This window comes from bacterium, from assembly GCA_030649025.1.
Classification (GTDB): Bacteria; Patescibacteriota; Minisyncoccia; order JAUYLV01; family JAUYLV01; genus JAUSGO01.
Map to the genome: position 1 here is coordinate 23,459 of JAUSGO010000015.1, position 20,760 is coordinate 44,218.

20 protein-coding genes are annotated in these 20,760 nt (G+C 51.1%); 12 read left to right on the forward strand and 8 right to left on the reverse strand.

Translation table 11 applies throughout. The features are described 5' to 3' along the window. The first annotated feature begins 198 nt into the window (after window positions 1-198). The 9 genes from Q7S09_01760 to nadE all read left to right on the forward strand — a co-directional run bounded on the left by Q7S09_01760 (window position 199) and on the right by nadE (window position 9,920). Window positions 199-903, forward strand: a complete 705-nt coding sequence (locus tag Q7S09_01760; protein ID MDO8557901.1) for an NUDIX domain-containing protein — start codon at window positions 199-201, stop codon at window positions 901-903. A gap of 138 nt (window positions 904-1,041) precedes the next feature. After that, the gene (locus Q7S09_01765; protein MDO8557902.1) at window positions 1,042-1,788 is read left to right on the forward strand and encodes an isochorismatase family protein; all 747 of its coding nucleotides are present in this window, start codon (window positions 1,042-1,044) and stop codon (window positions 1,786-1,788) included. Between the two features lie 162 nt (window positions 1,789-1,950). Then, a complete protein-coding gene (locus tag Q7S09_01770; GenBank protein MDO8557903.1) occupies window positions 1,951-2,550 on the forward strand; it encodes a hypothetical protein in 600 nt (199 codons plus the stop codon). Continuing rightward, window positions 2,547-3,296, forward strand: a complete 750-nt coding sequence (locus tag Q7S09_01775) for an NAD(+)/NADH kinase (GenBank protein ID MDO8557904.1) — start codon at window positions 2,547-2,549, stop codon at window positions 3,294-3,296. The genes Q7S09_01770 and Q7S09_01775 overlap by 4 nt, the downstream gene beginning before the upstream one ends. Window positions 3,297-3,568: 272 nt before the next feature. Beyond that, window positions 3,569-4,174 carry a GNAT family protein gene (locus Q7S09_01780; protein ID MDO8557905.1) on the forward strand — a complete coding sequence of 202 codons (606 nt, stop codon included), beginning with the start codon at window positions 3,569-3,571 and terminating at the stop codon, window positions 4,172-4,174. Then, window positions 4,171-5,247, forward strand: a complete 1,077-nt coding sequence (locus Q7S09_01785; GenBank protein ID MDO8557906.1) for an ADP-ribosylglycohydrolase family protein — start codon at window positions 4,171-4,173, stop codon at window positions 5,245-5,247. Before Q7S09_01780 ends, Q7S09_01785 begins: the two co-directional genes overlap by 4 nt. A 193-nt stretch (window positions 5,248-5,440) precedes the next feature. Then, window positions 5,441-6,079: a hypothetical protein gene (locus Q7S09_01790; protein ID MDO8557907.1), complete on the forward strand. Its 639-nt coding sequence runs from the start codon at window positions 5,441-5,443 to the stop codon at window positions 6,077-6,079. 21 nt (window positions 6,080-6,100) lie between these two features. Beyond that, on the forward strand, window positions 6,101-7,723 hold the full coding sequence (pncB, locus tag Q7S09_01795) for a nicotinate phosphoribosyltransferase (protein ID MDO8557908.1): 1,623 nt from the start codon (window positions 6,101-6,103) through the stop codon (window positions 7,721-7,723). A 319-nt stretch (window positions 7,724-8,042) separates the two neighbouring features. Continuing rightward, window positions 8,043-9,920 carry an NAD(+) synthase gene (gene nadE, locus Q7S09_01800; protein MDO8557909.1) on the forward strand — a complete coding sequence of 626 codons (1,878 nt, stop codon included), beginning with the start codon at window positions 8,043-8,045 and terminating at the stop codon, window positions 9,918-9,920. A gap of 64 nt (window positions 9,921-9,984) precedes the next feature. On the opposite strand, the gene Q7S09_01805 is transcribed toward nadE, so the two are convergent. Both Q7S09_01805 and Q7S09_01810 read right to left on the reverse strand, forming a co-directional pair. Further along, window positions 9,985-10,986 carry a DUF5671 domain-containing protein gene (locus Q7S09_01805; GenBank protein MDO8557910.1) on the reverse strand — a complete coding sequence of 334 codons (1,002 nt, stop codon included), beginning with the start codon at window positions 10,984-10,986 and terminating at the stop codon, window positions 9,985-9,987. Between the two features lie 317 nt (window positions 10,987-11,303). After that, window positions 11,304-11,954: a hypothetical protein gene (locus Q7S09_01810; protein MDO8557911.1), complete on the reverse strand. Its 651-nt coding sequence runs from the start codon at window positions 11,952-11,954 to the stop codon at window positions 11,304-11,306. 160 nt (window positions 11,955-12,114) lie between these two features. On the opposite strand from Q7S09_01810, the gene Q7S09_01815 reads away from it, so the two are divergent. The 3 genes from Q7S09_01815 to Q7S09_01825 all read left to right on the forward strand — a co-directional run bounded on the left by Q7S09_01815 (window position 12,115) and on the right by Q7S09_01825 (window position 15,918). Beyond that, window positions 12,115-13,971: an acyl-CoA dehydrogenase family protein gene (locus Q7S09_01815; protein MDO8557912.1), complete on the forward strand. Its 1,857-nt coding sequence runs from the start codon at window positions 12,115-12,117 to the stop codon at window positions 13,969-13,971. Window positions 13,972-14,128: 157 nt separating this feature from the next. Next, window positions 14,129-14,620 carry a hypothetical protein gene (locus Q7S09_01820; GenBank protein MDO8557913.1) on the forward strand — a complete coding sequence of 164 codons (492 nt, stop codon included), beginning with the start codon at window positions 14,129-14,131 and terminating at the stop codon, window positions 14,618-14,620. A gap of 8 nt (window positions 14,621-14,628) precedes the next feature. Beyond that, window positions 14,629-15,918, forward strand: coding sequence for a nickel-dependent hydrogenase large subunit (locus tag Q7S09_01825; protein MDO8557914.1), 1,290 nt, complete (start codon window positions 14,629-14,631; stop codon window positions 15,916-15,918). Here Q7S09_01825 and Q7S09_01830 read toward each other — a convergent pair. The 6 genes from Q7S09_01830 to Q7S09_01855 all read right to left on the reverse strand — a co-directional run. Further along, window positions 15,915-16,301 (reverse strand): hypothetical protein, encoded by a 387-nt coding sequence (locus tag Q7S09_01830; protein ID MDO8557915.1) that lies wholly within the window; start codon window positions 16,299-16,301, stop codon window positions 15,915-15,917. The two genes, Q7S09_01825 and Q7S09_01830, sit on opposite strands and share 4 nt — an antisense overlap. Window positions 16,302-16,307: 6 nt before the next feature. Continuing rightward, on the reverse strand, window positions 16,308-17,045 hold the full coding sequence (locus tag Q7S09_01835; GenBank protein MDO8557916.1) for a DUF6390 family protein: 738 nt from the start codon (window positions 17,043-17,045) through the stop codon (window positions 16,308-16,310). A 6-nt stretch (window positions 17,046-17,051) separates the two neighbouring features. Beyond that, the gene (locus Q7S09_01840; GenBank protein ID MDO8557917.1) at window positions 17,052-17,969 is read right to left on the reverse strand and encodes a DMT family transporter; all 918 of its coding nucleotides are present in this window, start codon (window positions 17,967-17,969) and stop codon (window positions 17,052-17,054) included. After that, the gene (locus tag Q7S09_01845) at window positions 17,966-18,181 is read right to left on the reverse strand and encodes a HypC/HybG/HupF family hydrogenase formation chaperone (protein MDO8557918.1); all 216 of its coding nucleotides are present in this window, start codon (window positions 18,179-18,181) and stop codon (window positions 17,966-17,968) included. Before Q7S09_01845 ends, Q7S09_01840 begins: the two co-directional genes overlap by 4 nt. 166 nt (window positions 18,182-18,347) lie before the next feature. Beyond that, window positions 18,348-18,926 (reverse strand): DoxX family protein, encoded by a 579-nt coding sequence (locus Q7S09_01850; protein ID MDO8557919.1) that lies wholly within the window; start codon window positions 18,924-18,926, stop codon window positions 18,348-18,350. Window positions 18,927-19,112: 186 nt separating this feature from the next. Continuing rightward, window positions 19,113-20,760, reverse strand: a 1,648-nt coding sequence (locus Q7S09_01855; GenBank protein ID MDO8557920.1) for a hypothetical protein, incomplete at its 5' end; no start/stop codon positions are given.

A 20,760-nucleotide genomic window follows, 5' to 3' on the forward strand; every position in this document is an offset into this window, starting at 1 on the left:
GGTAAATTCTCGATAAAGAGAAGCAGGAAAAGCTTACGGACCGTTAATTGTAAAGCTCTAACTCGGGATCTGTGAATTCCGGAAAACTCCAGGCGGCTTGAGCGGGTGGACAGCCTGCTCTTTTTTTGGCTCTTGACGAAATTTCTTGGCAAGAATAGTATGTGTATATAATACACTAAGTAGATTCCCACTACTCAAATGCCCCATAAGAAAGCCAATTTTCATAATACCGCGCATGCGCTTCATGCAACGCAGCGCATATGCGTCGCTGTGGACAATTGTATTTTCACCGTCCAGGGCAATAAGCTTCTCGTTCTGCTTATTCAGATGAGAAAGAAGCCCTTCGAGGACATGTGGGCGCTCCCGGGCGGGCTTATCCGCAACAGCGAGAATCTGGACGATGCGGCGTTGCGTATTTTAAAAGAAGAAACGACATTATCCAACGTATACCTTGAACAGCTCTATACGTTCGGTAAGCCCCGCCGCGACCCTTTCGGCCGCGTCACCTCCACGGCATATCTTGCGCTCATCCCCTCCCGAGACGTAACGCTCCGCACCATTCCAAAATATGCCGATGTGCGCTGGTGGGATTTCTCGCGCCTTCCGAGACTTGCCTATGACCACGATCAAATCGTTGCATACGCAAAAAAACGCTTGGTGTGGAAGTTAGAATATACGAATATCGCTTGGTCTCTCCTTCCAAAAAAATTCACTCTTACCGAACTTCAGCGGGTGTATGAAGCCATCTTGGGAAAAAAACTTGATAAGCGGAATTTCAGAAAAAAAATTTTGATAATAGGGCTTGTGAAGAGCGTAGGAGCATACGCCGTACGTGGCGCATACCGCCCGGCAATGTTATATCGTTTTATCTCCCGAAAACCGAAGATTCTTGAGATTCTGTAGTATAGTTCTTTGTAATTTAATACCTATATTAAGAAGGTGTTTGAATTTGACTTTTAAAGGAGAACTTGCTATATTTTTTAGTCGCTTTATTGTGGAATTTTGGCCAGTACCTTAAATTTTTTGAGAAATGGAGACTGTATGGATTCGTACATCATGGAACGGCTTAAAGAAGCTGTCCCGCTTAATATCGTCCCGCAGTACGACTTGGCGGGTAAATGTGCGGGCCTTGTCATCATCGACGAGGTGAATGGCTTCTGTACGGTCGGCGCGGGAAACCTTGCGCCGCAGATTGCAGACGCGTCTATCGATGTAATGGTGTCGAAAACCGTTGCGGTGGCAAGGGAAGGATTCGGAAAAAGAGATCTTCCGATCCTTGCCTTTGAAGATACGCATGAGCCCGGCGTTCCCGAGCCACCCTATCCGCCGCATTGTGAACGCGGAACGGGTGAGGAAATCCTTGTCCCGGGACTGCAATGGCTTTACAGCTATAGCTCCAATCACCTGCAGAAGGATTGCATCAATGGATTCGTTGGGGGCATTCGGGAGGATGGAAGCAATGTGGTAGCGGATTTCGTAAACCGAGAGCACATTGAGACGCTCGTGATTACCGGCATCTGCACGGACATCTGCGTTCTTGACTTCGTGGTCACCATGCTCTCGGCACGCAATCACCGTTTTCCTTGCCGCGATTACGGACTCATGCCGACGCTCAAGAACATTGTTGTACTTGTTCCGGCATGTGCGACATACGACTTACCGATTAAGACGGCTATCGCAGTCGGACTTCCGGAATTTGCGGCGCATCCGCGGGAGCTCACACACTACATGGGGCTCTACTTCATGGCCTCGCGTGGGGCTATCTTGGCAAACGACCTCATATTCTGATGTTCTTTGGAATCAAGGGGAGAGGAGGGTGAACAACGTATCACACTCCTCTCCGGACTTTTTTTGAAATAGAGAATTGTAACTGATGGAAGGCATCGGCTTTGATTCTCTGTCTCAAATCAAGCGAGACAGCGTACCTTTTTAACATATCTTAGGAGACATATGCCAAAAAATATTGTATTGTTTGGCGGAAGTTTGCATCCTCCTGGAAAGCACCACGTTGAGATCGTCCGTACCCTTATTCCCTACTTCGACGAGGTAATCATCTTTCCCTGCGGTTCTGCTCGACGCGACAAGCCCTCTTTGGACGAGGTAAGCAATGAGGACCGTGCCGTAATGGTGCGCCTCGCCTTTGAGGAACTCCCCGTCCGTATTGATCTGTCGGACCTGGAGAGACATATATTCACCCCCACCTGGGACCTTGATGAAAGATTCCACAGAGAAGGCGCAGTGTGGCATGTTGCGGGCACCGATCTTATTTGCGGCGGAAGACATGGAGAATCGGTCATACAAAGAGAGTGGGTGAATGGAAAAGCTCTTTGGGAAGTATGTAATTTCGCGATTATCGTACGACAGAACTATCCATTCGATTCGGATGATCTGCCTCCGCGCCATCGCATATTCGAACCGGAACATTCTGGTTCAAGCTCGCAGATCAGGCAACGCATCGCATTCGGCAAGCCGTTTGAGGAACTGGTGGCGCCTGGCGTTGCCGCATACATCAAAAGGCATGGTCTTTACGGCTGGAAGGAGAGGCTATGAAATACCATTTTTACTTTCCGAAAAATCCGCTTGATCGCAGAGCAGACGATGTGAAGGGGTGGATAGAATTCTGGAAGAATGACGTGCTCGCTCAAGACCCAAAAGACGCCGACGTCCTGGTGATTGCGGGCGGGGATGGAACGCTGCTTGACGCTATCCACGAATTGCAAAAATTCGGAAAACCGTTCTTTGGCATCGGACGTGGAACGAAAAACTACCTACTCAATGAGATCAGGAATCCAAACAACATTCCGCGAAAACTTTCCGATTGCGTCCCCATCGCACTGTCCTTGATCGCCGTAACATTTCATACGCAGGCCGGGGATATGAAACGTCTGGCGTTCAACGACGTGTACGTGAAATCGAGAAAGTATAGCGGCGTGGCCAGAATGACCATTCGGACGGAATTTGACGGGGTGTTCGAGGCGGAGGGAGACGGCATCATCGTCGCATCTCCCCAGGGCAGTACCGCCTACACGAACGCCGCAGGTGGGGCGATTTTGCCCCTCGAGAGCAGCGAAGGTCATAACAATTGGGCGCTGACGGGCATCGTGCTTATGAGTTCCTCGCTCCGGCATGTCATCAGGGAACAGCGCATCCATATGGATTTCCAGTATCCCGTGGTGGGCATTGCGGACAATGAAGAAGTCGACGGAGTCACGTCGCTCGATATCGAACCATCCGCCGAGAAAGCGATCATTCTCTTTCTGCCCAACGAGGCATTCAGAGAGCGGCGCAGGAAATAGGAGGCGCAACGCGGATAGGAGTTGTTTTAAGACAACTCCTATCCGGATCTTTTTCCAAACCAGAGACCTTGAGCGAGCACGCATCGCTCAAAATCTCTGTCTTGGAGACCCCGCTAGAACGGGTACTTCACAATCAGTTGATCGGAATATAACACTCCCGTCAACCATTTATGGAGATGTTCTAACGGGATAAACGAGACAGCAGTACCTTTACTACAAAGTCTACAGTTGTCGAATAAGCCGTTTTGAGAGCGGCGAGGGAGGTAACAGACATGAGCAGAAGATCAGGAACGGTGAATATCGAATCGGAGCGCTTGCTTCTGCGTCCGGCGGTTCCAGATGATGCGAAAGACATCGTAAACGCTATTCATGCGTCCGACCTGCAGAACTTTTCATTCTTCAGGAAATCGCTAACGCTCAAGCGAGAACGAAAGTATTTGGAAAAAATAATGGAGAGCCCATCGGACTTGCTCTACATCATATTCCGCAAAGAAGACGAAAGGCTTATCGGTTCCATAGGTATGCACGACATGGACATGGTAAACCGCAACGCGCGGCTGGGTATCTCCCTCTTCTCCAAGGAAAACTGGGGCAATGGATATGCGAGCGAGGCTCTTCGATCTTTCGTTCGATTCGTGTTCAATGTCTCACTCAATTATTCTGGAGATACGAGGTTTCGTAAACTGCATCTCAACGTTTTTGTCGAGAATAAGCGGGCACAAAAGCGTTATACGGCACTCGGTTTCCGGAAAGACGGGGTACTGCGTAGCCACTACCTGCTGACGGACAAGAATGGTAACGAAGAGTGGCACGACATGGTGCACATGTCATTGTTGCGAAGTGAGTGGGAGCTTGCCCAACAGAAAGGAGCCGCATGAACAAACCAACTCTGCTTTCAAGAATCCAAGGATGTCTTCTCGGTGTCAGAATCGGGGACGCCATGGGCGTCCCGTGGGAGATGTACGCCCGAGACCAGATCATGGAAGAGACCGGCGGCAAGGGCGTAACCGGATTCCAAAACTCCAAAAACCGCCGTTTCGAGGAGATGAGGGACTTGGCGCTTGGCGAAATATCGGATGATACGATTTTTACCGATGTTGTTGTGCGCTCGCTCATCCGATGCAAGGGGTTCGATCTTGGGGACTCTGCAAGAGAGCATCTAGCCGCATTTGAAGGACCGATATTCGGAATGGGTCGCGCAACAAGATCGGGACTGCAAAGCCTCAAAGAAGGCCGCGATCCCTTAACACCCGCGCCGGACATGAAGCCGGGGAAGGGAAGCGGCAATGGCGTCATTATGAAAGTATCGGGACTTGCGCTCTTTCATGCCGTTACGCACGGACCTTTCTCCGACGGATTCAAACGGGAACCGCTTTTTATGCAGGTGATGCAATTAGGGCGCATGACGCATCCGGACCCGAGAGCCTCGCTTGCCGCATATGCGGTTGCACGTATCATTGCGACGGTATTACATGACCCAGTCCCGTCCCCCGGCGTGTCCCCATCAAAATACGACTGGCATGTGGATGGTTTGCTTGGCGACCTTGCCCAGGAGATCACACATATCGAGGATGGTCTTATGTACGGCGTTTCCCAATTTTCGGATGATCCGCTCTCGTGGCGACTGGGAAGGCTCTCTGTGGACGGAGATGCACTTGTGTATGATAGGGAAGCGCTCCGGAAAGAAATAGGTACGGCATGCTTCGCGCTTGAATCAGGGCCCTTTGCTATCGGGACGTTTCTGCTGAATCCCACGAACTTCAAAAGCGGGGTGCTTGAGGCGATAAACGCGGGCGGGGATACGGATTCCAACGCGTCCATCGTGGGCGCCTTGATAGGCGCAAACTGCGGAGCAGAAGCTATCCCCCAAGACTGGATACGCTTTAATCCTAAATTTCAGGAAGCATTCGGGCTCGGTGAAGCGCTCTGCAAAGCGGCTCTGACGACATAGTTCTTTACATCATCCGGAGGGGGTTATAATAGGTAATCCCCTTCCGGAAATTTTTTCCGATACAAATTAGGATATAGAGAATTGTATCCATGCGTGAATATTTTGATACGCATGGACACAGTTCTCTATCTCCTTTACGGGGATAGAAAGTACCTTTATATACCATCTCAGTAATGGGAAACAGGAGCGATTCATGAAACGAAAAAAAAGAAAATCGCCTAAAATACGGCGGGTGTTCAAGGGGAAACTGCTCAAGGTTTTTGTGAAAAAAGTCAAAATAGGCCACAGGTGGTTCACGCGCGAGATCGTGCAAAAGAAAAATGCCGCTGCATTTTTGGTATACGATCCTGCACAAGACGCGGTAGTGCTTGTCTCGCAGATACGCGAAGCAATGAGAAGCCGGAAAAACCGCAACGGTCTTACCACCGAAGTATCCGCGGGGCATTTGGAGGGCCTGGATATCCGGGCAGACATCGCGCGCGAAGCATCCGAAGAACTCGGTGCTTCCATATCCGAAAACCAGATCGTAATGCTCAACAAGGAAGAAATGGTCGCGGTCTCACCCGGCTGGACATCGGAGCTCTTAGCGCTTGCTTTTATCGAGTTGCGGCCCGGTCAGTTGGACCGTGCGAAGAAAAAATTCGGGTTAGCATGCGAGGGGGAACGCATCACGCGTAAGTTCGTGCCGGTCTCGACACTGGAAACGACACCCTTACAGGATTTGAAGACCTTCGCGCTCGTACAGTGGTTCCTGAAAGAACGCGCAAAAAAGCGGAGTCAAGAACTTACCGAAGACCTGCGTGCCGTAAGCCGCATGGAAGATAGGTTTTAGAGCAGAAAAAAGGAGGTTTCCATGAATCCGACAAACAATTTGGTAAATCCTTTGTTGACCGACCTATACCAGGTCACGATGGCGTATGCCTATTGGAAGAACGGCATGCAGGACGATGAGGCAGTTTTTGATCTTTTCTTCCGCAACTGTCCGTTTGACGGAGAATTCGCGCTTTTCTCCGGTCTGGAAGAGTCTGTAAAGTTTTTGGGAAGTTATCGGTTCACGGATGAGCATATCGCCTACTTACGTTCAATGCCGGCGCTAAAAGACTGCGATCAGAAGTTCTTCGAATGGCTAAAGACGGTTGATTGCTCTCGAGTCAGGCTCTATGCGCTGCGCGAAGGTTCGCTTGCCTTCCCGCGCGTGCCACTCATGCGAGTTGAAGGTCCGCTTGGTATAACCCAGCTTCTGGAAACGACCTTGTTGAATCTCACCAACTACCCGAGTCTTGAGGCAACAAATGCGGCTCGTTTCCGGATTGCTGCGGACCCGGACAAAACACTACTCGAGTTCGGTCTCCGCCGGGCACAAGGACCGGATGGTGCCATATCAGCCTCCCGGGCAAGCTATATCGGGGGGTTTGACGGAACAAGCAATGTTCTGGCTGGCGCCTTATTCGGTCTTCCGGTCAAAGGAACCCATGCCCATGCCTACGTTTCATCTTTTGCTTCAAAAAAGTTCGAGAACATCAAGAACCGCTTCATTTCGGATGCAGTAACGGGCAAGCCGTATAACTTCGTAGATCTCGTTCGGGAATCCCATAGGCGCGTCTGCGGGATATTCGGGCTTTCCGGAACGAACGAAGGGGAGCTTGCCGCCTTCACCGCCTACGCGCTGGCTTTTCCAAGGGGTTTCCTGGCTTTAGTCGACACCTACGACACGCTGCGCTCCGGAGTTCCGAATTTCCTTGCAGTGGCCTGGGCGTTGTATGTTTTGGGATATCAGCCCATCGGCATCCGTCTTGATTCAGGAGATCTGGCGTATTTGTCGAAAGAATCGCGGCGAATGTTCGGGGAGGCCGCTACCGGACTTGCTTCCGTTAATTTTGCCGAACACCTTGTCATCGCCGCGTCGAACGACATCACCGAAGAGACTCTGTATGCCCTGAAGGAACAGGGCCACCAGATCAATATCTTTGGGGTTGGCACGCATTTGGTCACTTGCCAGAAACAGCCTGCCCTAGGCTGCGTCTACAAACTCGTCGAAATGAATGGCGAGCCGTGCATCAAACTTTCCCAAGACCCGGAAAAAATGACGATTCCCGGAAGAAAAGAAGCCTACCGGCTTCTGGATACGCGCGGAGCACCTATTACGGACCTCCTTATCCGTGTCGGGGAAAAGCCCCCGGAAGCAGGCGCGCGCGTTCTGTGCCGGCATCCGTTCAACGAGATCAAGCGCATGTATGTAACACCTTCTCGGGTTATACCGCTACACGAGCTCGTATGGGGCGGAGTACTCACCATGCCCAACTTGCCGGATCTGGACGCCATCCGCACGTACGCCAAAGAGCAGATTGGGATGTTGCGGGAAGATCATGTCCGACAGCTTAATCCGACACCCTATAAGGTATCGGTCAGCGACGGGCTATACCACTTCCTGCACGAACTGCGAGAGCGGGAAGCCCCAATAACGGAAGTTCGCTGACCCATAATCATATCCCCACGCGCATCGAATATACGGTGCCGTGGGGTCTTTTCTCAAGCTCCGCACGCTCACAAGCGTTTGCGAAGCTTGAAGAAGGAAAAGGACTGTTGCCGAATAGGCTTTCAGAGCGAAATTGAAAAATTTTGAGCGAAAATTCGGAAGAGCGAGGCGGCGTATTTGATTAAAATACGGCAACGAGCTATGCCGAATTTGCAGCAAAAATTTTTCAATTGCAGCTGAATGGTTATTCGGCAACAGTCCTATAGGTCGTTGAAATCAGAATAAATAGCAGGAGAGAAGAAATAAAGGATGCAAACTTATGAAAAACCTTACGGGACTTACAATCGCGATGTGCCAAATGCCGGTTCTGCCCGGCCAGCCGCGGCATAACATCGACTACATGATCGAGGAAATGCGCGCGGCCGAAGAAAGAGAAGCGGACTTTATCGTCTTTCCCGAGATGGTCGATGGATATCTCAAAGGAGATCTCTACGACGACAAAGCATATTTGCGCGACGTTGCCCGCCAGAACGATCGCTTCTGCCAAGCAACTCTCGGAAAGCGCATCACCGCGATCTTTGGAAGCACGGACATCACGGAAGGAAAGGTTGGGGAAGACGGCAGACTGCGTAAGTCGAACGCCGCCCTGGTCGCGCGAAATGGGCAATGGCTGCACCGTACCCATAAATTTCTGCAGCCGAATTACCGCTTCTTCGATGACGACCGGTACTTTTTCTCGCTTCGGAAAAAACTCATGGAACAGATGGATCGGGCTCGATGCACAGAAAAATCCGCGCCCGATATCCATGGCCTTTTCCCGGTTTTCGAAGTTGAAACGCGCATCGGCGCACTTCGTGCAGGCATAATACTCTGCGAGGATATGTGGCACGAAGACTACGCTTTCAACCCCACGCAATATCTTATGGAAAACGGCGCAGAACTTATCTTCAACCTCTCCGCCTCTCCCTGGGGCTGGCAAAAGAACCGCAAACGCCATCGGGTCGTAAAGAAGCTCCTGGACAAAAACCCCGCATGGTTCTGCTATGTGAATAATACGGGCCTACAGAACAACGGCAAAAATCTTATAGTTTTTGACGGAAGTTCCACCCTGTACAATCCGGACGGCCGGATCGTCTTTGAGATTCCGCCGTATCGGAAGGGAACTTGTGACGTCGTGCTTTCTGGGTCCATGCCGGCTCTTGCAGAACTTCCGCAGGATGATACGAAAGAAATGTATTTGGCAATCCGATGCGCGATACACGAATTCTTCCAAGCATTTCCGCCCGAACGGAGAGTGGTACTGATTGGCTTAAGCGGCGGCATCGACTCAAGCCTCTCCGCAGCGCTTTTTACAGACGTGCTTGGACCGGAAAACGTCATCGGGGTGCACATGCCCTTTACCTTTACCCAGACGGACAGCACGAATCTTGCCAAACAAGTAGCGGAAAATCTCGGGATTCACTATGTGGTAAAACCCATCCATGGCATCGTAAAAGCAATATGTGAGGCAACCGGCGCAAAGCCCGGAACGCTCTCCTACCAAAACGTCCAGGCCCGCGCCCGCATGGAAGTGCTTGCCGCCATGGCACAGGACATGGGCGGTGTATTCTCCGCCAACTGGAACAAGGTGGAGGGTGGTCAGGGATATGGCACGCTCTACGCCGACATCGCAGGGGCTCTTGCAATTTTAGGAGACCTTGTGAAACGAGAAGAATATCAACTTGCCGAGTATTTGAACCGGGCTGTGTACGGCAGAGAGGTGATACCGCGCGAATGTTTCGAGAAAATTCCGACTGCGGAGCTTGCGGACGCACAGCAAGACCCATTCGATTACGGAAACCTTGAGCGCCGCGGATACCACGACGAGATGATCCGCGCATTCACTGAATTCCGGAAGAATCCCGAGTGGTTTCTGGAGTGCTTCCTCCTTGATTCGCTTGAAACGGAACTTAAACTGGAAAAAGGAACGCTGCGGCGCCTATTTCCGATAGCCCAAGCGTTTGTCACGGACCTGGAGAATCAGTGGAGACAGTTTTTTGGGTCCTACTTCAAGCGAGTTCAGGCGCCCCCGGTAGTGGTGGTAAGCAAGCGGGCGTTCGGATTTGACCTGCGTGAATCGATGCTTTCACCTTATTTCACCGACAGATATTATGAACTCAAGAAAAAGGTTGAATCGCGAGACGCACAAAATTCCTGATACAAACCAAATACAAAAACCCCGCTCCGTGCACGGAGCGGGGGATTTTTCTTCATACACGGGATCAGCGCATGGGTGGCGGTATTTTTTCCGTTTTCGGATAGGGGGGGTAGAGTTTCGGGTCAATGGTGCGCGAAAAACACTTCTCTCCTTTCCCGTGTTCCCAGTTCTGCATCCCAGTCTCTCCGTAAGGCCCATACGCTGGTACGGACATGACTTTGGGATATCGGGAATCAGAAATGCTTATTACATCAAGCGAGAAAACTCCGCAAAGCTCGAACGACAAATCCCCCGTCCGCCGGTACCCATAAGACACTTGCGTCTCCGGATCTTGGGGTGCTACAAATCCAGAAATATCATTCTTGAGATCTGAAAGCGTCTCCGGAAGCTTCTCTTTTCTCTGCCAATAATCAATGATCTGATATTGCACGGACTGTAGATCCCCTACTCTGCGCTCATCAAACCGTCTCATGCGCTCGCGTTGCGGAGAGCCTGCGATGAAAAACCCTCCTACACTTGCTACGGCAACAACCCCAACAATCATCCAGGCAAGATACCGCATCTTTTCTGACAGTAAAGAAGTATCGCGCCGAAGTTCCCAAATATAATAGGTAAAAATAGCCGCCGCAACAAAAAGAATGACAAGGATCTTCAGAAAAAATCTCGCCGACAACTCCCCGCCCAAATAATTATAGAGCAGGGTAATAAGATCAACGATGATGGTGATGCCGGCAACAAAGAGCGTGAGGTGCAAAAGCCATTTCCGAATGGCAATCGTGCGCTTTTCCGGATTTGCCAGCATATCGCGCTCCAGAAACCGCATCGCCCACAAAAACACGGGGAAGAGAATGACGACCGACGAGAGCGACCAGCGTATAGCATTGACTGTGCCGTAATCTCCGTATGGCGCCTCCAGCGCATCGGCAAAGAACCTGTTCACGTATTGCCACAAAAGCGCGATGAAGCTTACGGCGCTCGCATACAGCGTGCCAATCATCAGAAGATGTATAAACACATCTTTGGGCGACGCCTTGGGTCTTGAAAATTTTTCAGTTTGTATGTCCATAAATAAGTAATAAAATTACATATTAAACTCTTTAAACTCTGCATTTGGTATTTTAAAGCTTCAACATCAGAGCAAGTCTATCACAAACATATGTACACGCAAACCCCCACACCTATGGTCTGCAATAAAAACGACATGCGTTTATAACGAAATGGCTTTTTGAGGACGACCAGTTTTTCTCCAACGAATTTCTTCTTGCGGCGCGGAGCGCCGGTAGCAGACCATAGGTGTGGGGGTAAATAAAAAAACGCTCCGTGCACGGAGCGGGTTCTCGAGAATGGCTATCGCGCAACTTTGCGTAAGCCCTTTCCGATCCATCATTCATAAAGCTTGATACCATCATCGGGATTTGGATAGGTGTCGTCTCCCGCAAACGCCCACAAAAATGCTTTACTCAAAATCTTTCCGTTTTCCTCTCCGCGGAACTGGTGGTCGCAGTCCTGCACAATAATAAGCTCCCGGTTTTTTGTATTCGACGCCCAGTCATATACGGTGTTGGGAAATTCGGTTCCAGCCACCGCGTCGTCTGCTCCGACCGTGATATAGAGTTCCCCGGAGTACCCGGAAAGTCCGTGTTGCATTGCATCTTTGCCCACATCTGCGGCTGGCGCGATAAGCAGTATCTTCTCAACGCTCGGGAACTCCGACGCAAGGGCCGCAACGGCGCCCGCTCCTGCGGAAAGACCCACAAGGAATAGACGCGGGGGTTCTGAAAAAGAGATTTCCTGCGCATGTTTCAGGGCATAAGCAATAACTTCCCGAAGCCGCTCTTTCAAAGATTGTGCGTAGTCAACGCCGGGAACTGCAAAATTGCTTGAACGTATCACCGCCCCGATTCCCTTTTCTATCAGAAATTGCGCGATCTTTTTGTACTTGCCGTTGTACCCATCCGCATCTCCCCGGTAACCCGGGTAGATGATAATGATGGTATCCGATTTGCAAGGATCTATCATCAACTGTTGTTCCATGCGCCCTCCATTTTTTGCTTCTTGCAGTATATGCGAGGATTAAAACGTGTCAACCCGCGCGCTAAAGAAACCATAGCTACCGGCTTGTCATTTATCAAGATTTTTGATAGAGTACTTTTTTAAGTTCGTTGTCAATTAAAACATATAAAGGAGATTAAAAATGTGCGCACAAGAATCGTCGGCGCTTGACGCATTGGGACAGGGCGTGAAGATCGCCGAAAAACATCGAGAAAAAAGGCGGCATGAAGGATTTCTGGCAGAGCTGTGCCACGGAATCGTCGAGTGGCAGAAGATCTTCCCGTGGCCGGACCGTTCGGGGGAAGACCGAAAAAAGGAAGAACTTGCCATCGCGGACCTGCTTGAATTTCTGCGTAAAACCAACTCGGAGAACATCGATCAAAATAGGGAAATCCCCTTTCCTCAAATACAGGAAATGTCTCAAAGAGGGTTTTTCGCCCTTAAAGTTCCGGAAAGTCTTGGGGGCAAGGGGCTGTCGCAGACGAGTTACATTCACTTCATGGAAATTTTGGCAAGCTACTCAAGCGCCATCATGATCCTTGTCTCGGCAGACAATACCATCGGCGCCAAGTTCGCAATACTGAAATACGGCACATCGGAACAAAAGGCGAAGTACCTGCCGAGTCTTGCAAAGTGGACATCGGGATTTTCGTTCACCGAGGAACTGGTTGGCTCGGACCCCGCGAGCATGCAAACTCATGCCTTGCGCATAAGAAATGAAAGCGGCAAGCTCCTCGGATACCGCATCTGCGGAGAAAAGTGGTATACGACGAATGCCGTCCTTGATGATGGCCGCCCTCTTGCAGACTACTTGGCAGTGGTGGCGCGTATCGTGGATCGCCCCGAAGAAGTTCAAAATTCAGAATGTTACGGCATTTTCATTGTGCCAACGAACGCCCGGGGCGTTTCCGTCGGAACAAGAAACGAATTTAGCGGCATGCGCGGTATTTCCAACTCCAACCCCGTATTTACGGACGTTTTTGTGGACGCTTCCCAGCGCATCGGCGAAGAGGGCAAGGGATTCCGCATTGCCCTTGAAGCATTAAACACCGGCAGAATCGCCATCGCCGCAAACTGCGTGGCGCTTGCCAAGCAGGCGCTGGATTGCTCTAGGTGGTATGCCGGAAAACGCCAACAGTGGGGTCGTTCCATTGGAGAACACGAATCGATATCCAAAATGCTCGAGTTTGCCGCATCCCAAATCCTTGCCATGGAAGCTATGACCGAATACGCCGCGCTGCTCACCGACAAAGGCAAAGACGCCCGACTTGCCGCTGCCGCATGCAAAGTGTTTACATCGGAGCGGGCCTGGACGATCGTGGACAACATGATGCAAATTTTCGGCGGCAGAGGGTACGAAACGTACGCTTCGCTCTCATGCCGAGAAAAAACTGCGCCGGTGGAGCGCATGTGGCGGGACGCAAGACCCAACAGGATATTTGAAGGCTCAACACAGATTTTGAGCCAATGGTTCATGCGCGAAGGGTGGGACCGTATGATCGACCGAGGGCGCATCTTTCTCGAAAAAGGCCGGACTTTCAAAAAGTTTTTGACTGCGATCGGTTTTGTTCCGGATTACCTCGGCCTATTTGAGCCTATTCCCGTTCCCGCACTCAACCTTCCTGCGCGGCTCGAGGAACACATGCGGTTCGTGGAAAGTTGCGCAAGAAAAAGCGCGAGATGGGGTTTGATCTTCTCGGGAAAATATCGTGATAAACTTCCGAAAAAACAACTCACGCTCGATCGCTTTTTCTGGATACTTGTCGAGTCCTACGCAATGGCAGTATCTTGCTCCTACGCCAAAAGCCTTGAAGCAGCGCACGGCAAAGAGCCCACGGAACTTGCGGATATGTTCTGCCGGGACGCAAGACTTCGCATTGCAGAGCTCTTTAGAAGCCTCAGGAAGAATAACGACGATATGTCGTACGTTATTGGCCAGAAGATACTGGCCGGCGGCTATGGATTTTTAAGAAAGGGCATCGTCCGGCTTGTAGAATAGCGGATAACGCCGCAACCTCGCTCAACGCGAGGTTTTTTTTGTTTATATTAAAATCCGCCAAAATCTTGGCGAGCTTCTCATCGGAAGATGTTTCTTAGAAATTTTGTATCAACACCCACGCTATCCCCAAAAACGCTTTGTGTGCTACGATGCGTGTATGGAAGTAGAACATAAAAAATTACGCATCGGGTGGTTTAGTTTCAGCTGCTGCGAGGATAGCACCATTATGTTCACGGAACTGCTCAACGACCACTTTGAGGAGTGGCTGCCGCTTCTCGATATTCGCCATGCCAGGGTATTGCAGTCAAAAAATATCCTCGACGAACTCGACGTGGCCTTCATTGAGGGCGCTATCTCATCTGACGAGCAGGCTCGGCGTGTGCAGGAAATTCGGGAAAAATCAAAAAAAGTGGTTGCCATTGGCAGTTGCGCGGTGATGGGACTGCCTGCCGCACAGCGCAATTTTTTCAACCCCCAGCTTACTGCGGAAATTTCTCCCATTCTCACAAAGTTCAACTACCGCCAAAAAGCGGCAAGGCTCGACGAGATTATTTCCGTCGACCATAAAATTCCCGGCTGCCCTATGAATAATGATGTGTTTTTGACGACGCTTGCGGGGTTACTTAAGGAATTCGGGATTGTGCCGTAAAACTATTTATGCATCAGGTTGATTTCAATCTTTCGCTGGAAGAGATAACAAAAGTAGAGGGACATGCCCGTCTCGACATTACCGTACGCGGCGGCAAGGTGGTGCAAACCCAGTTTCAAATACTGGAGTATAAACGTTTTTATACCCAGGCGATCCGCGGACAGGCGATCATGGGCGTGCCGCAGCTACTCGCGCGCATCTGCGGTACTTGTTCCAATGCGCATCTCATGGCCAGCATCGAGGCTATAGAACATGGGCTTGGCATAATACCCTCGCCTCAGACCATGGCGCTTCGGAGACTTACTGTAAACGGCCTTATTATTCGCGACCACGCACTGCACTTATATCTGTTCGTGATGCCCGACTTATTCAACCGCGACTCGCTTCTGCAGTTCGATGAAAAAAACCCGGAAGAACACGAAATCTTACATGATGCATTTGCGGTGAAATCGGCGGGAAACCACCTCTCGATGCTCGTTGCGGGACGCTCCGTGCACGCGCCATACCCTACTATCGGTGGATTCCTGCACACACCCGAGAAAAAAGACATACCGGCAGTGGTTGAAGAGTTACAAAAAGTGCGCCCGGCAGTGCTGCGGCTTATCGACCTTTTTATGAACAGAAGGTTCGTTTTTGAGCGCAAAACGCAGTATGTCGCGCTTTTGAGCGACACATACGGATATCTTGAAGGAGAGCTCCATAATTCAAAAGGCGTGGTAATACCCGAGCAAAACCTGCGGGAACACTTGGAGCACGTGGTTGTTCCCTACTCCGAGGCTTCTGCATATATTTTTGAGGGTGAAATGTATCGTGTGGGAGCTCTCTCTCGCATGAACCTCGCAAAAGAAAAACTACACCCTGCAACCAAGCGCGATGCGAATGGGGCCATAAGCATTTTTCCATCGGACAACGTGCATGACATGAATCTGGCGCAAGCTATAGAAATTCTCCAGGCGATCGATGAATCGCTTGATGTGCTCAAAACCGAATTTCTCCCGGAGATGCCGCAAAAGCCTGTATATCGCGAGAGCGTGGGCATTGGCGTGGTAGAAGCGCCCCGCGGCGTACTATTCCATAAGCTGTACCTTACCGCTGACGGAAAAGTCCGGGAAGGAGAAGTGATCGTACCCACCGGACAGAATCAAATTCCCATTGAGCGTGACATCGCGCATCTCGTGGAAGAAAATATTACCATGGAGCACGCAGCGCTCTCGCACGAGATAGAAAAACTCATCCGCGCATACGACCCGTGTATGAGCTGCGCAGCGCATTTTTTGGAGGTGAATTGGCTTAGCTAGCCGGCATCGGAGAAACTGGTAAGGACCTTCCCGACTTCCTCAATCGCTTGCGCCTCTTTCATGCCCTGAGGTACCCCTATGATGCATAGGGAGAGATTTTTGTGCACCTTGCCAAGTAGCGCCAGGTGCATGCCAAGATCGTAGTCGTGCACGGAAACGCGGCGCGTGGCACGTATCCGCGAAGGGTCTTTGAAAAGCGTTACGCGCTCAATGCCTTTTACGGTGTCCATGATCCACCAGGGGTTTTCGGGCGCAAGCCCAAGTTCATTGGGGTCGGTGGGTATAAATTGTATGTTCGGAAATCGTTTTGCAAGCGCCGGCACGATCTTGTGCGGGAGAGAATCGCTCTGCAGATCGGCATTGCCAAATACATAAATTCTCATAGGGGTTTAAAGGGTTTTATTCGCAAGCTCCATATTGAGCATCGTGTAGCGTGCAAGGTTTCTCCTTTGCCGGTCGGTGAGCGTATCGCATACCCACCCCCAGTGAAATGACACCCACTGGCCTATGTTAGCGCGCACCGGCAAGCCGGTGTTTTTATATTCAATCCGCACCAAACGCTCCTTGGGTTTCCCAAGCGCGAGTTTTCCGTTCTCGAGCACCAAAGAACGCGCCATAACAGCCAGAAATTCACCGTCTCTGCGTGCCACGCGCCCCCACCCTATGCGGCATTGGTCCATGGTTTCAATAGTGTGGGGCACGGTGTGATGTCCCGTGCGTGTAAACACATTAAGGACATGAAACGCATGAATGGGATATGCTCCCTGTGGAATTTTTGTGAGAAGCCAATCGCGCGATTTGGCACTCAACCGCTTTTTAAGCTGCTGTGTATCGAGCAGATGCCCCGCAAACTCTGCCTTTCCAACCCTTTCAAGCAACCGGTTCCCCACCCAATACGCCTCCACCACGCGCGGATCGAACGGGTCTTCAATACCGTTTATCTGTGCGATAAAACGCAGATAAGGATAGAGCGTGCCGAATTCTTCCAAGAGCTGCTGCAGGCCTTCGTCGGCGTCCTGTGCTGCGCAATATTGAAAAATGGTCCGATTCTCATCGGGACCGCAATACTTGAGGTAATTTGGCGCAAATGCATACCGGGCACAGGTAAGCAGTCCTCGAACATTCATAGAGCATTATGCCGTTGTGGGTCGTGGTACGTTCGCTGCGGTTTTTCTCAGCGCAAAGATAGTTGCAACAATGGCAAGCACGTAACTTGCCGCAACGTATACGGCATATGGCGGCGATGTATGGGTAATAAAGACCGCGGAGAGCATATTGGTAACAAGGCTTGCCGGCACAAGCAAGCTTGCGGTTGCCACGGCCGGAAGCCGGGAAAGCGCCGCATACCAGGTAAGCACGTAGCCCAAAAGCAGTGCTGCGGGAATCAGCGTCCAAATCCATTGAGCGCCCGTGAGCGTTAAAGTTGCGCCTCCTCCGCCGCGCACAAGAATGTATGCGGCAAGAATAAGCGATCCCAATAGCATGCGGGCTCCCGCGACAAGCATGGGTGGCAACGTTGCGAGAGCTTTTTTGGCGATAATCTGTTCGATGGCCCACAGAAGTGTTGCGCCAAAAATCAGAACTTCTGCGATATTATAGCGAAAACCCTGGAACCCGCCCACCAATAAATTACCTATGGCAAAAAATGCCAGCGCCGCGCCCTGCAGCCAACCGATGCGTTCACGCAAAAACGGAACGGCAAGCAGCGCCACCCATAAGAAAAGCGTTTTATGGATGAGTGACGCGTTGAGCGCGGAAGTTTGTTGCAGACCGGTAAAAAAGAGCGCAAATGGCAAGCTGCCGCCAATCGCACCGATAGCAATAAGTTTTATCCATTCGTTCTTGGTAAGCAGCCGTATGCGTTTTCGTAAAAATGGCGCCATGAGCACAATGCCGCAGAACGCTAATGCAACAACGATGTTTTTGAGCGTGGTGAACAGCACCGCGTCTTTCATAACGCTCACCGAAATCTTGCTCAAAAAATTCGAAAAACCAGAAATAAGGGCTGTTGTGAGCGCAAGCGCAATACCTGTTTTTATTTGTGGGGTCATACGGTGATTTTTTTAGAAGTAATTCTAATGAGCTTCCGTATGGATAGCGCTTCGCGCTTCGTGATGGTTGCAACCGCAAGATTAGCCTGCGCCAGCACCCAGCCGCCAATGCGGACCTTGGGCGTCATGTGCAGCAAAACCTTGCGGCCATCATCCAGGAGCGCCCACTTGCCATCCTTTTTTATAACACGCAGCGGAACAGTAAAGCACATAAGAATCAATGCGTAGCATATCTCCAAAAAAGCAATTCGGCAATACATATAGCAATGGAATACAAAGCACTCGTGGAAAACCATACATCCGGGACGCGCGCATACAAATAGGCCTGCATCTGATCTGCAGGCCTATTTTTGTACATCCGTATGCCGTGACCCGCGTTCAAGATGAACCATTTCCTCGTTGAAAAGTCTGACCTGCTTCAGTGACGTTACGGTTCCATGGAGTCCCCAAACGAGGCAAGAACCACCGATCAAGCCCCCAATGCCCTGCGGTTTTCCATGCAAGAATAAGCAATATCCCGCCAAAAAACAGAACGGGGTTTGTTGATGCGCTTCCCGCAAGCATAAAATTGAAGTTCATGAAAGCGCCAAAGAACGCCGCAATGCCCACGAAAGCCCCTATAATAAGTGCTACGCCGATAAGAAGTTCTCCTGTTGCGACAAATTTTGCGAACCACGTGTAGTGCCCTCCGGCAAGCATCGCTTCAAGGAAATCGCGATACCACCCGTAAGTGATAAGCGCTTTGGCAGGAGCCGGAGGTACTGCGATAGCTCGCTCCCAAAATCCTTTCAGCGCGGAACCGCCATCCATCCACTTCGGGTCACCTATTTTATGCCACCCGGCGGTAACCCACGCATAGCCAATATAAAGACGTAGTGCAACCCATACCCAGGTCCAGTACCCAGTCTCTCCGAACATCTTCCGCGCAATAGGCGGATCGGTGATAGCGTGACTCATACATTATATTGGCCACCTCGGTGCAAGCTCTCTGCTGTATTACCGCAACAGAAAGTCACCGAGGTTACCATGATTTATTATTTTCAAGCGAGGCGAGAGAAGTACAAAAGTACTCTTTTGTACTTCCGAGCGAGCGCTGAAAACAAAGGGTTACTACCCTTTATTTTTAATGATAACACTATTTTCCTAGTACGTCAGCGTGCCTCCGTTGACCGGGTACGAGTCGGAACTCGAGAACGGGCCTTGTTCGGTTGCGAACACCGGTGTGTAGTAGTACTCCACGTCACCCTCGTTCCACGTCGTTCCGGTGCTGAATCCGGTCGTCCCGTTGACCTTCGTTGAGACGGTCGCAAGGCTGGTGGTCAGACCTGCGCGGACATTGGACGTGTCGGCCTTCAGGGTGAAGGTCTTCGACGCGCCTGCCGAGATGACGAAGTTGTCAAACGAGTTGTTCGTGGTGTCGTTGGAAGTGTTGAACACGAACTCCTTCGTACCGGAAGCGCCACCAAGGAAGGTGAAGGTGTCTGCGCCACTGAAGTTCTTTCCGTTGTCGCCGATCTTCTGTGTACCGTCGTAGAGGTCGATGTCGGAGACCACTGAAGCGCCGTTGGTCATGTTACCCGAGACAGAGACCGTCACAGAGAGCGACGAGATCCTCATATCACGCGTACCCGAGTTGGTAATGGTGAAGATGAAGAGCGTGTCGGTAGACTGTGGGGTCTTGGAGCCGGAAGGCGTGTTGGACGCTGCTGCAACCACGGGCTTCGAGTTGTGATACAGGAAGCGGGTGGAGGTGGCAAACGTCGATTCAGCGCCAGATGCTCCTGCCGAGTTCGTGCCGCCGTCGATATTGGCTTTCGTGAGCTGTCCGGCAGAGCCGGTCACGTCAATATCGGTCGGGGTGGTATCGGTTGCAATGGTCCACATGGCGATAGAACCAGGGGATTGCGTGCCCGATGAAGTAAGATCCGAGTAGAGCGAGAGATTCTTACTACCCGAGGCAGGAATCGTCAGGTTAAATCCGCTGAAGACCACGCTCTGGTTTACCAACGAACCTGTAGCAAGAGTCGTTGAGCCATCTTTGAGGGATAGCTGTCCGAAGTTGCCAGTTGGTGCGTTCGAAGCCGGAAGACCATCGCCGCGAAGAACCGTGAAGGTTACTTTCTTAAGACTCAAGTCTTCATTCTTGGCTTCAAACTTCCAGGTTCCCATAAGAACGCCGTTTGCCGGAGTGAGAATCTGCTCAACCGGGCTTGACGAGTCTTTGGTGATCTTAAGGGTTCCTGCGCCAAAGGTTACCGTCTGGAGAGCCTCCGCATTTGTCGGCGGGGTGATCGAGTTGGACGTTGAAAGCCCAATCATCGTAAGACCCGCTGCCGGAATGCGAAGCTGTGCAGTAGTGGTTTCCTTCACCGCATCAGCCTTCACATCGCCAAAGACGTCGACAATAACCGGTGTGGATTTCGGAACATTAATGTTCACCGAGTAGGTATTGCCCGTCATTGTCGGGGCGCCTACCGCGATGCCCTGCTGTACGTCGTTCACCTTAAGAACAAGGTTAGAAACGGATGTTGCGTCGTCAGCACCAACGAAATCAAGCTTCACGCTTGAAATTCGCGCATCTTCCGCTACTCCACCTTGGACAACGAATGAAGCAAGCTTGGCCCCAGCCAAAGATGGCGGAACCGTGCCGTCTCCAAACGCCGTATTCTTTGCAACGGTCGCGGCGGTCGTGATGACCGCAAGGTCGTTGCCGAGAGTCTGGGTCGTGGTGTCCGGAAGGTCGGTGTAGTCGATGGACGAGATGCGCTTGACGTAGAAGTTACCTACGCCG

What these genes read in the sequence shown, in the direction of transcription:
- Q7S09_01790 (MDO8557907.1), top strand. Translation starts at nt 5,441, where the DNA reads ATGAAACGAAAAAAAAGAAAATCGCCTAAAATACGGCGGGTGTTCAAG.
- Q7S09_01825 (MDO8557914.1), top strand. Translation starts at nt 14,629, where the DNA reads ATGCATCAGGTTGATTTCAATCTTTCGCTGGAAGAGATAACAAAAGTA.
- Q7S09_01830 (MDO8557915.1), bottom strand. Translation starts at nt 16,301, where the DNA reads ATGAGAATTTATGTATTTGGCAATGCCGATCTGCAGAGCGATTCTCTC.
- Q7S09_01805 (MDO8557910.1), bottom strand. Translation starts at nt 10,986, where the DNA reads ATGGACATACAAACTGAAAAATTTTCAAGACCCAAGGCGTCGCCCAAA.
- Q7S09_01765 (MDO8557902.1), top strand. Translation starts at nt 1,042, where the DNA reads ATGGATTCGTACATCATGGAACGGCTTAAAGAAGCTGTCCCGCTTAAT.
- Q7S09_01850 (MDO8557919.1), bottom strand. Translation starts at nt 18,926, where the DNA reads ATGAGTCACGCTATCACCGATCCGCCTATTGCGCGGAAGATGTTCGGA.
- Q7S09_01760 (MDO8557901.1), top strand. Translation starts at nt 199, where the DNA reads ATGCCCCATAAGAAAGCCAATTTTCATAATACCGCGCATGCGCTTCAT.
- Q7S09_01840 (MDO8557917.1), bottom strand. Translation starts at nt 17,969, where the DNA reads ATGACCCCACAAATAAAAACAGGTATTGCGCTTGCGCTCACAACAGCC.
- Q7S09_01815 (MDO8557912.1), top strand. Translation starts at nt 12,115, where the DNA reads ATGTGCGCACAAGAATCGTCGGCGCTTGACGCATTGGGACAGGGCGTG.
- Q7S09_01845 (MDO8557918.1), bottom strand. Translation starts at nt 18,181, where the DNA reads ATGTGCTTTACTGTTCCGCTGCGTGTTATAAAAAAGGATGGCAAGTGG.
- Q7S09_01775 (MDO8557904.1), top strand. Translation starts at nt 2,547, where the DNA reads ATGAAATACCATTTTTACTTTCCGAAAAATCCGCTTGATCGCAGAGCA.
- Q7S09_01785 (MDO8557906.1), top strand. Translation starts at nt 4,171, where the DNA reads ATGAACAAACCAACTCTGCTTTCAAGAATCCAAGGATGTCTTCTCGGT.
- Q7S09_01820 (MDO8557913.1), top strand. Translation starts at nt 14,129, where the DNA reads ATGGAAGTAGAACATAAAAAATTACGCATCGGGTGGTTTAGTTTCAGC.
- Q7S09_01780 (MDO8557905.1), top strand. Translation starts at nt 3,569, where the DNA reads ATGAGCAGAAGATCAGGAACGGTGAATATCGAATCGGAGCGCTTGCTT.
- Q7S09_01835 (MDO8557916.1), bottom strand. Translation starts at nt 17,045, where the DNA reads ATGAATGTTCGAGGACTGCTTACCTGTGCCCGGTATGCATTTGCGCCA.
- nadE (MDO8557909.1), top strand. Translation starts at nt 8,043, where the DNA reads ATGAAAAACCTTACGGGACTTACAATCGCGATGTGCCAAATGCCGGTT.
- pncB (MDO8557908.1), top strand. Translation starts at nt 6,101, where the DNA reads ATGAATCCGACAAACAATTTGGTAAATCCTTTGTTGACCGACCTATAC.
- Q7S09_01770 (MDO8557903.1), top strand. Translation starts at nt 1,951, where the DNA reads ATGCCAAAAAATATTGTATTGTTTGGCGGAAGTTTGCATCCTCCTGGA.
- Q7S09_01810 (MDO8557911.1), bottom strand. Translation starts at nt 11,954, where the DNA reads ATGGAACAACAGTTGATGATAGATCCTTGCAAATCGGATACCATCATT.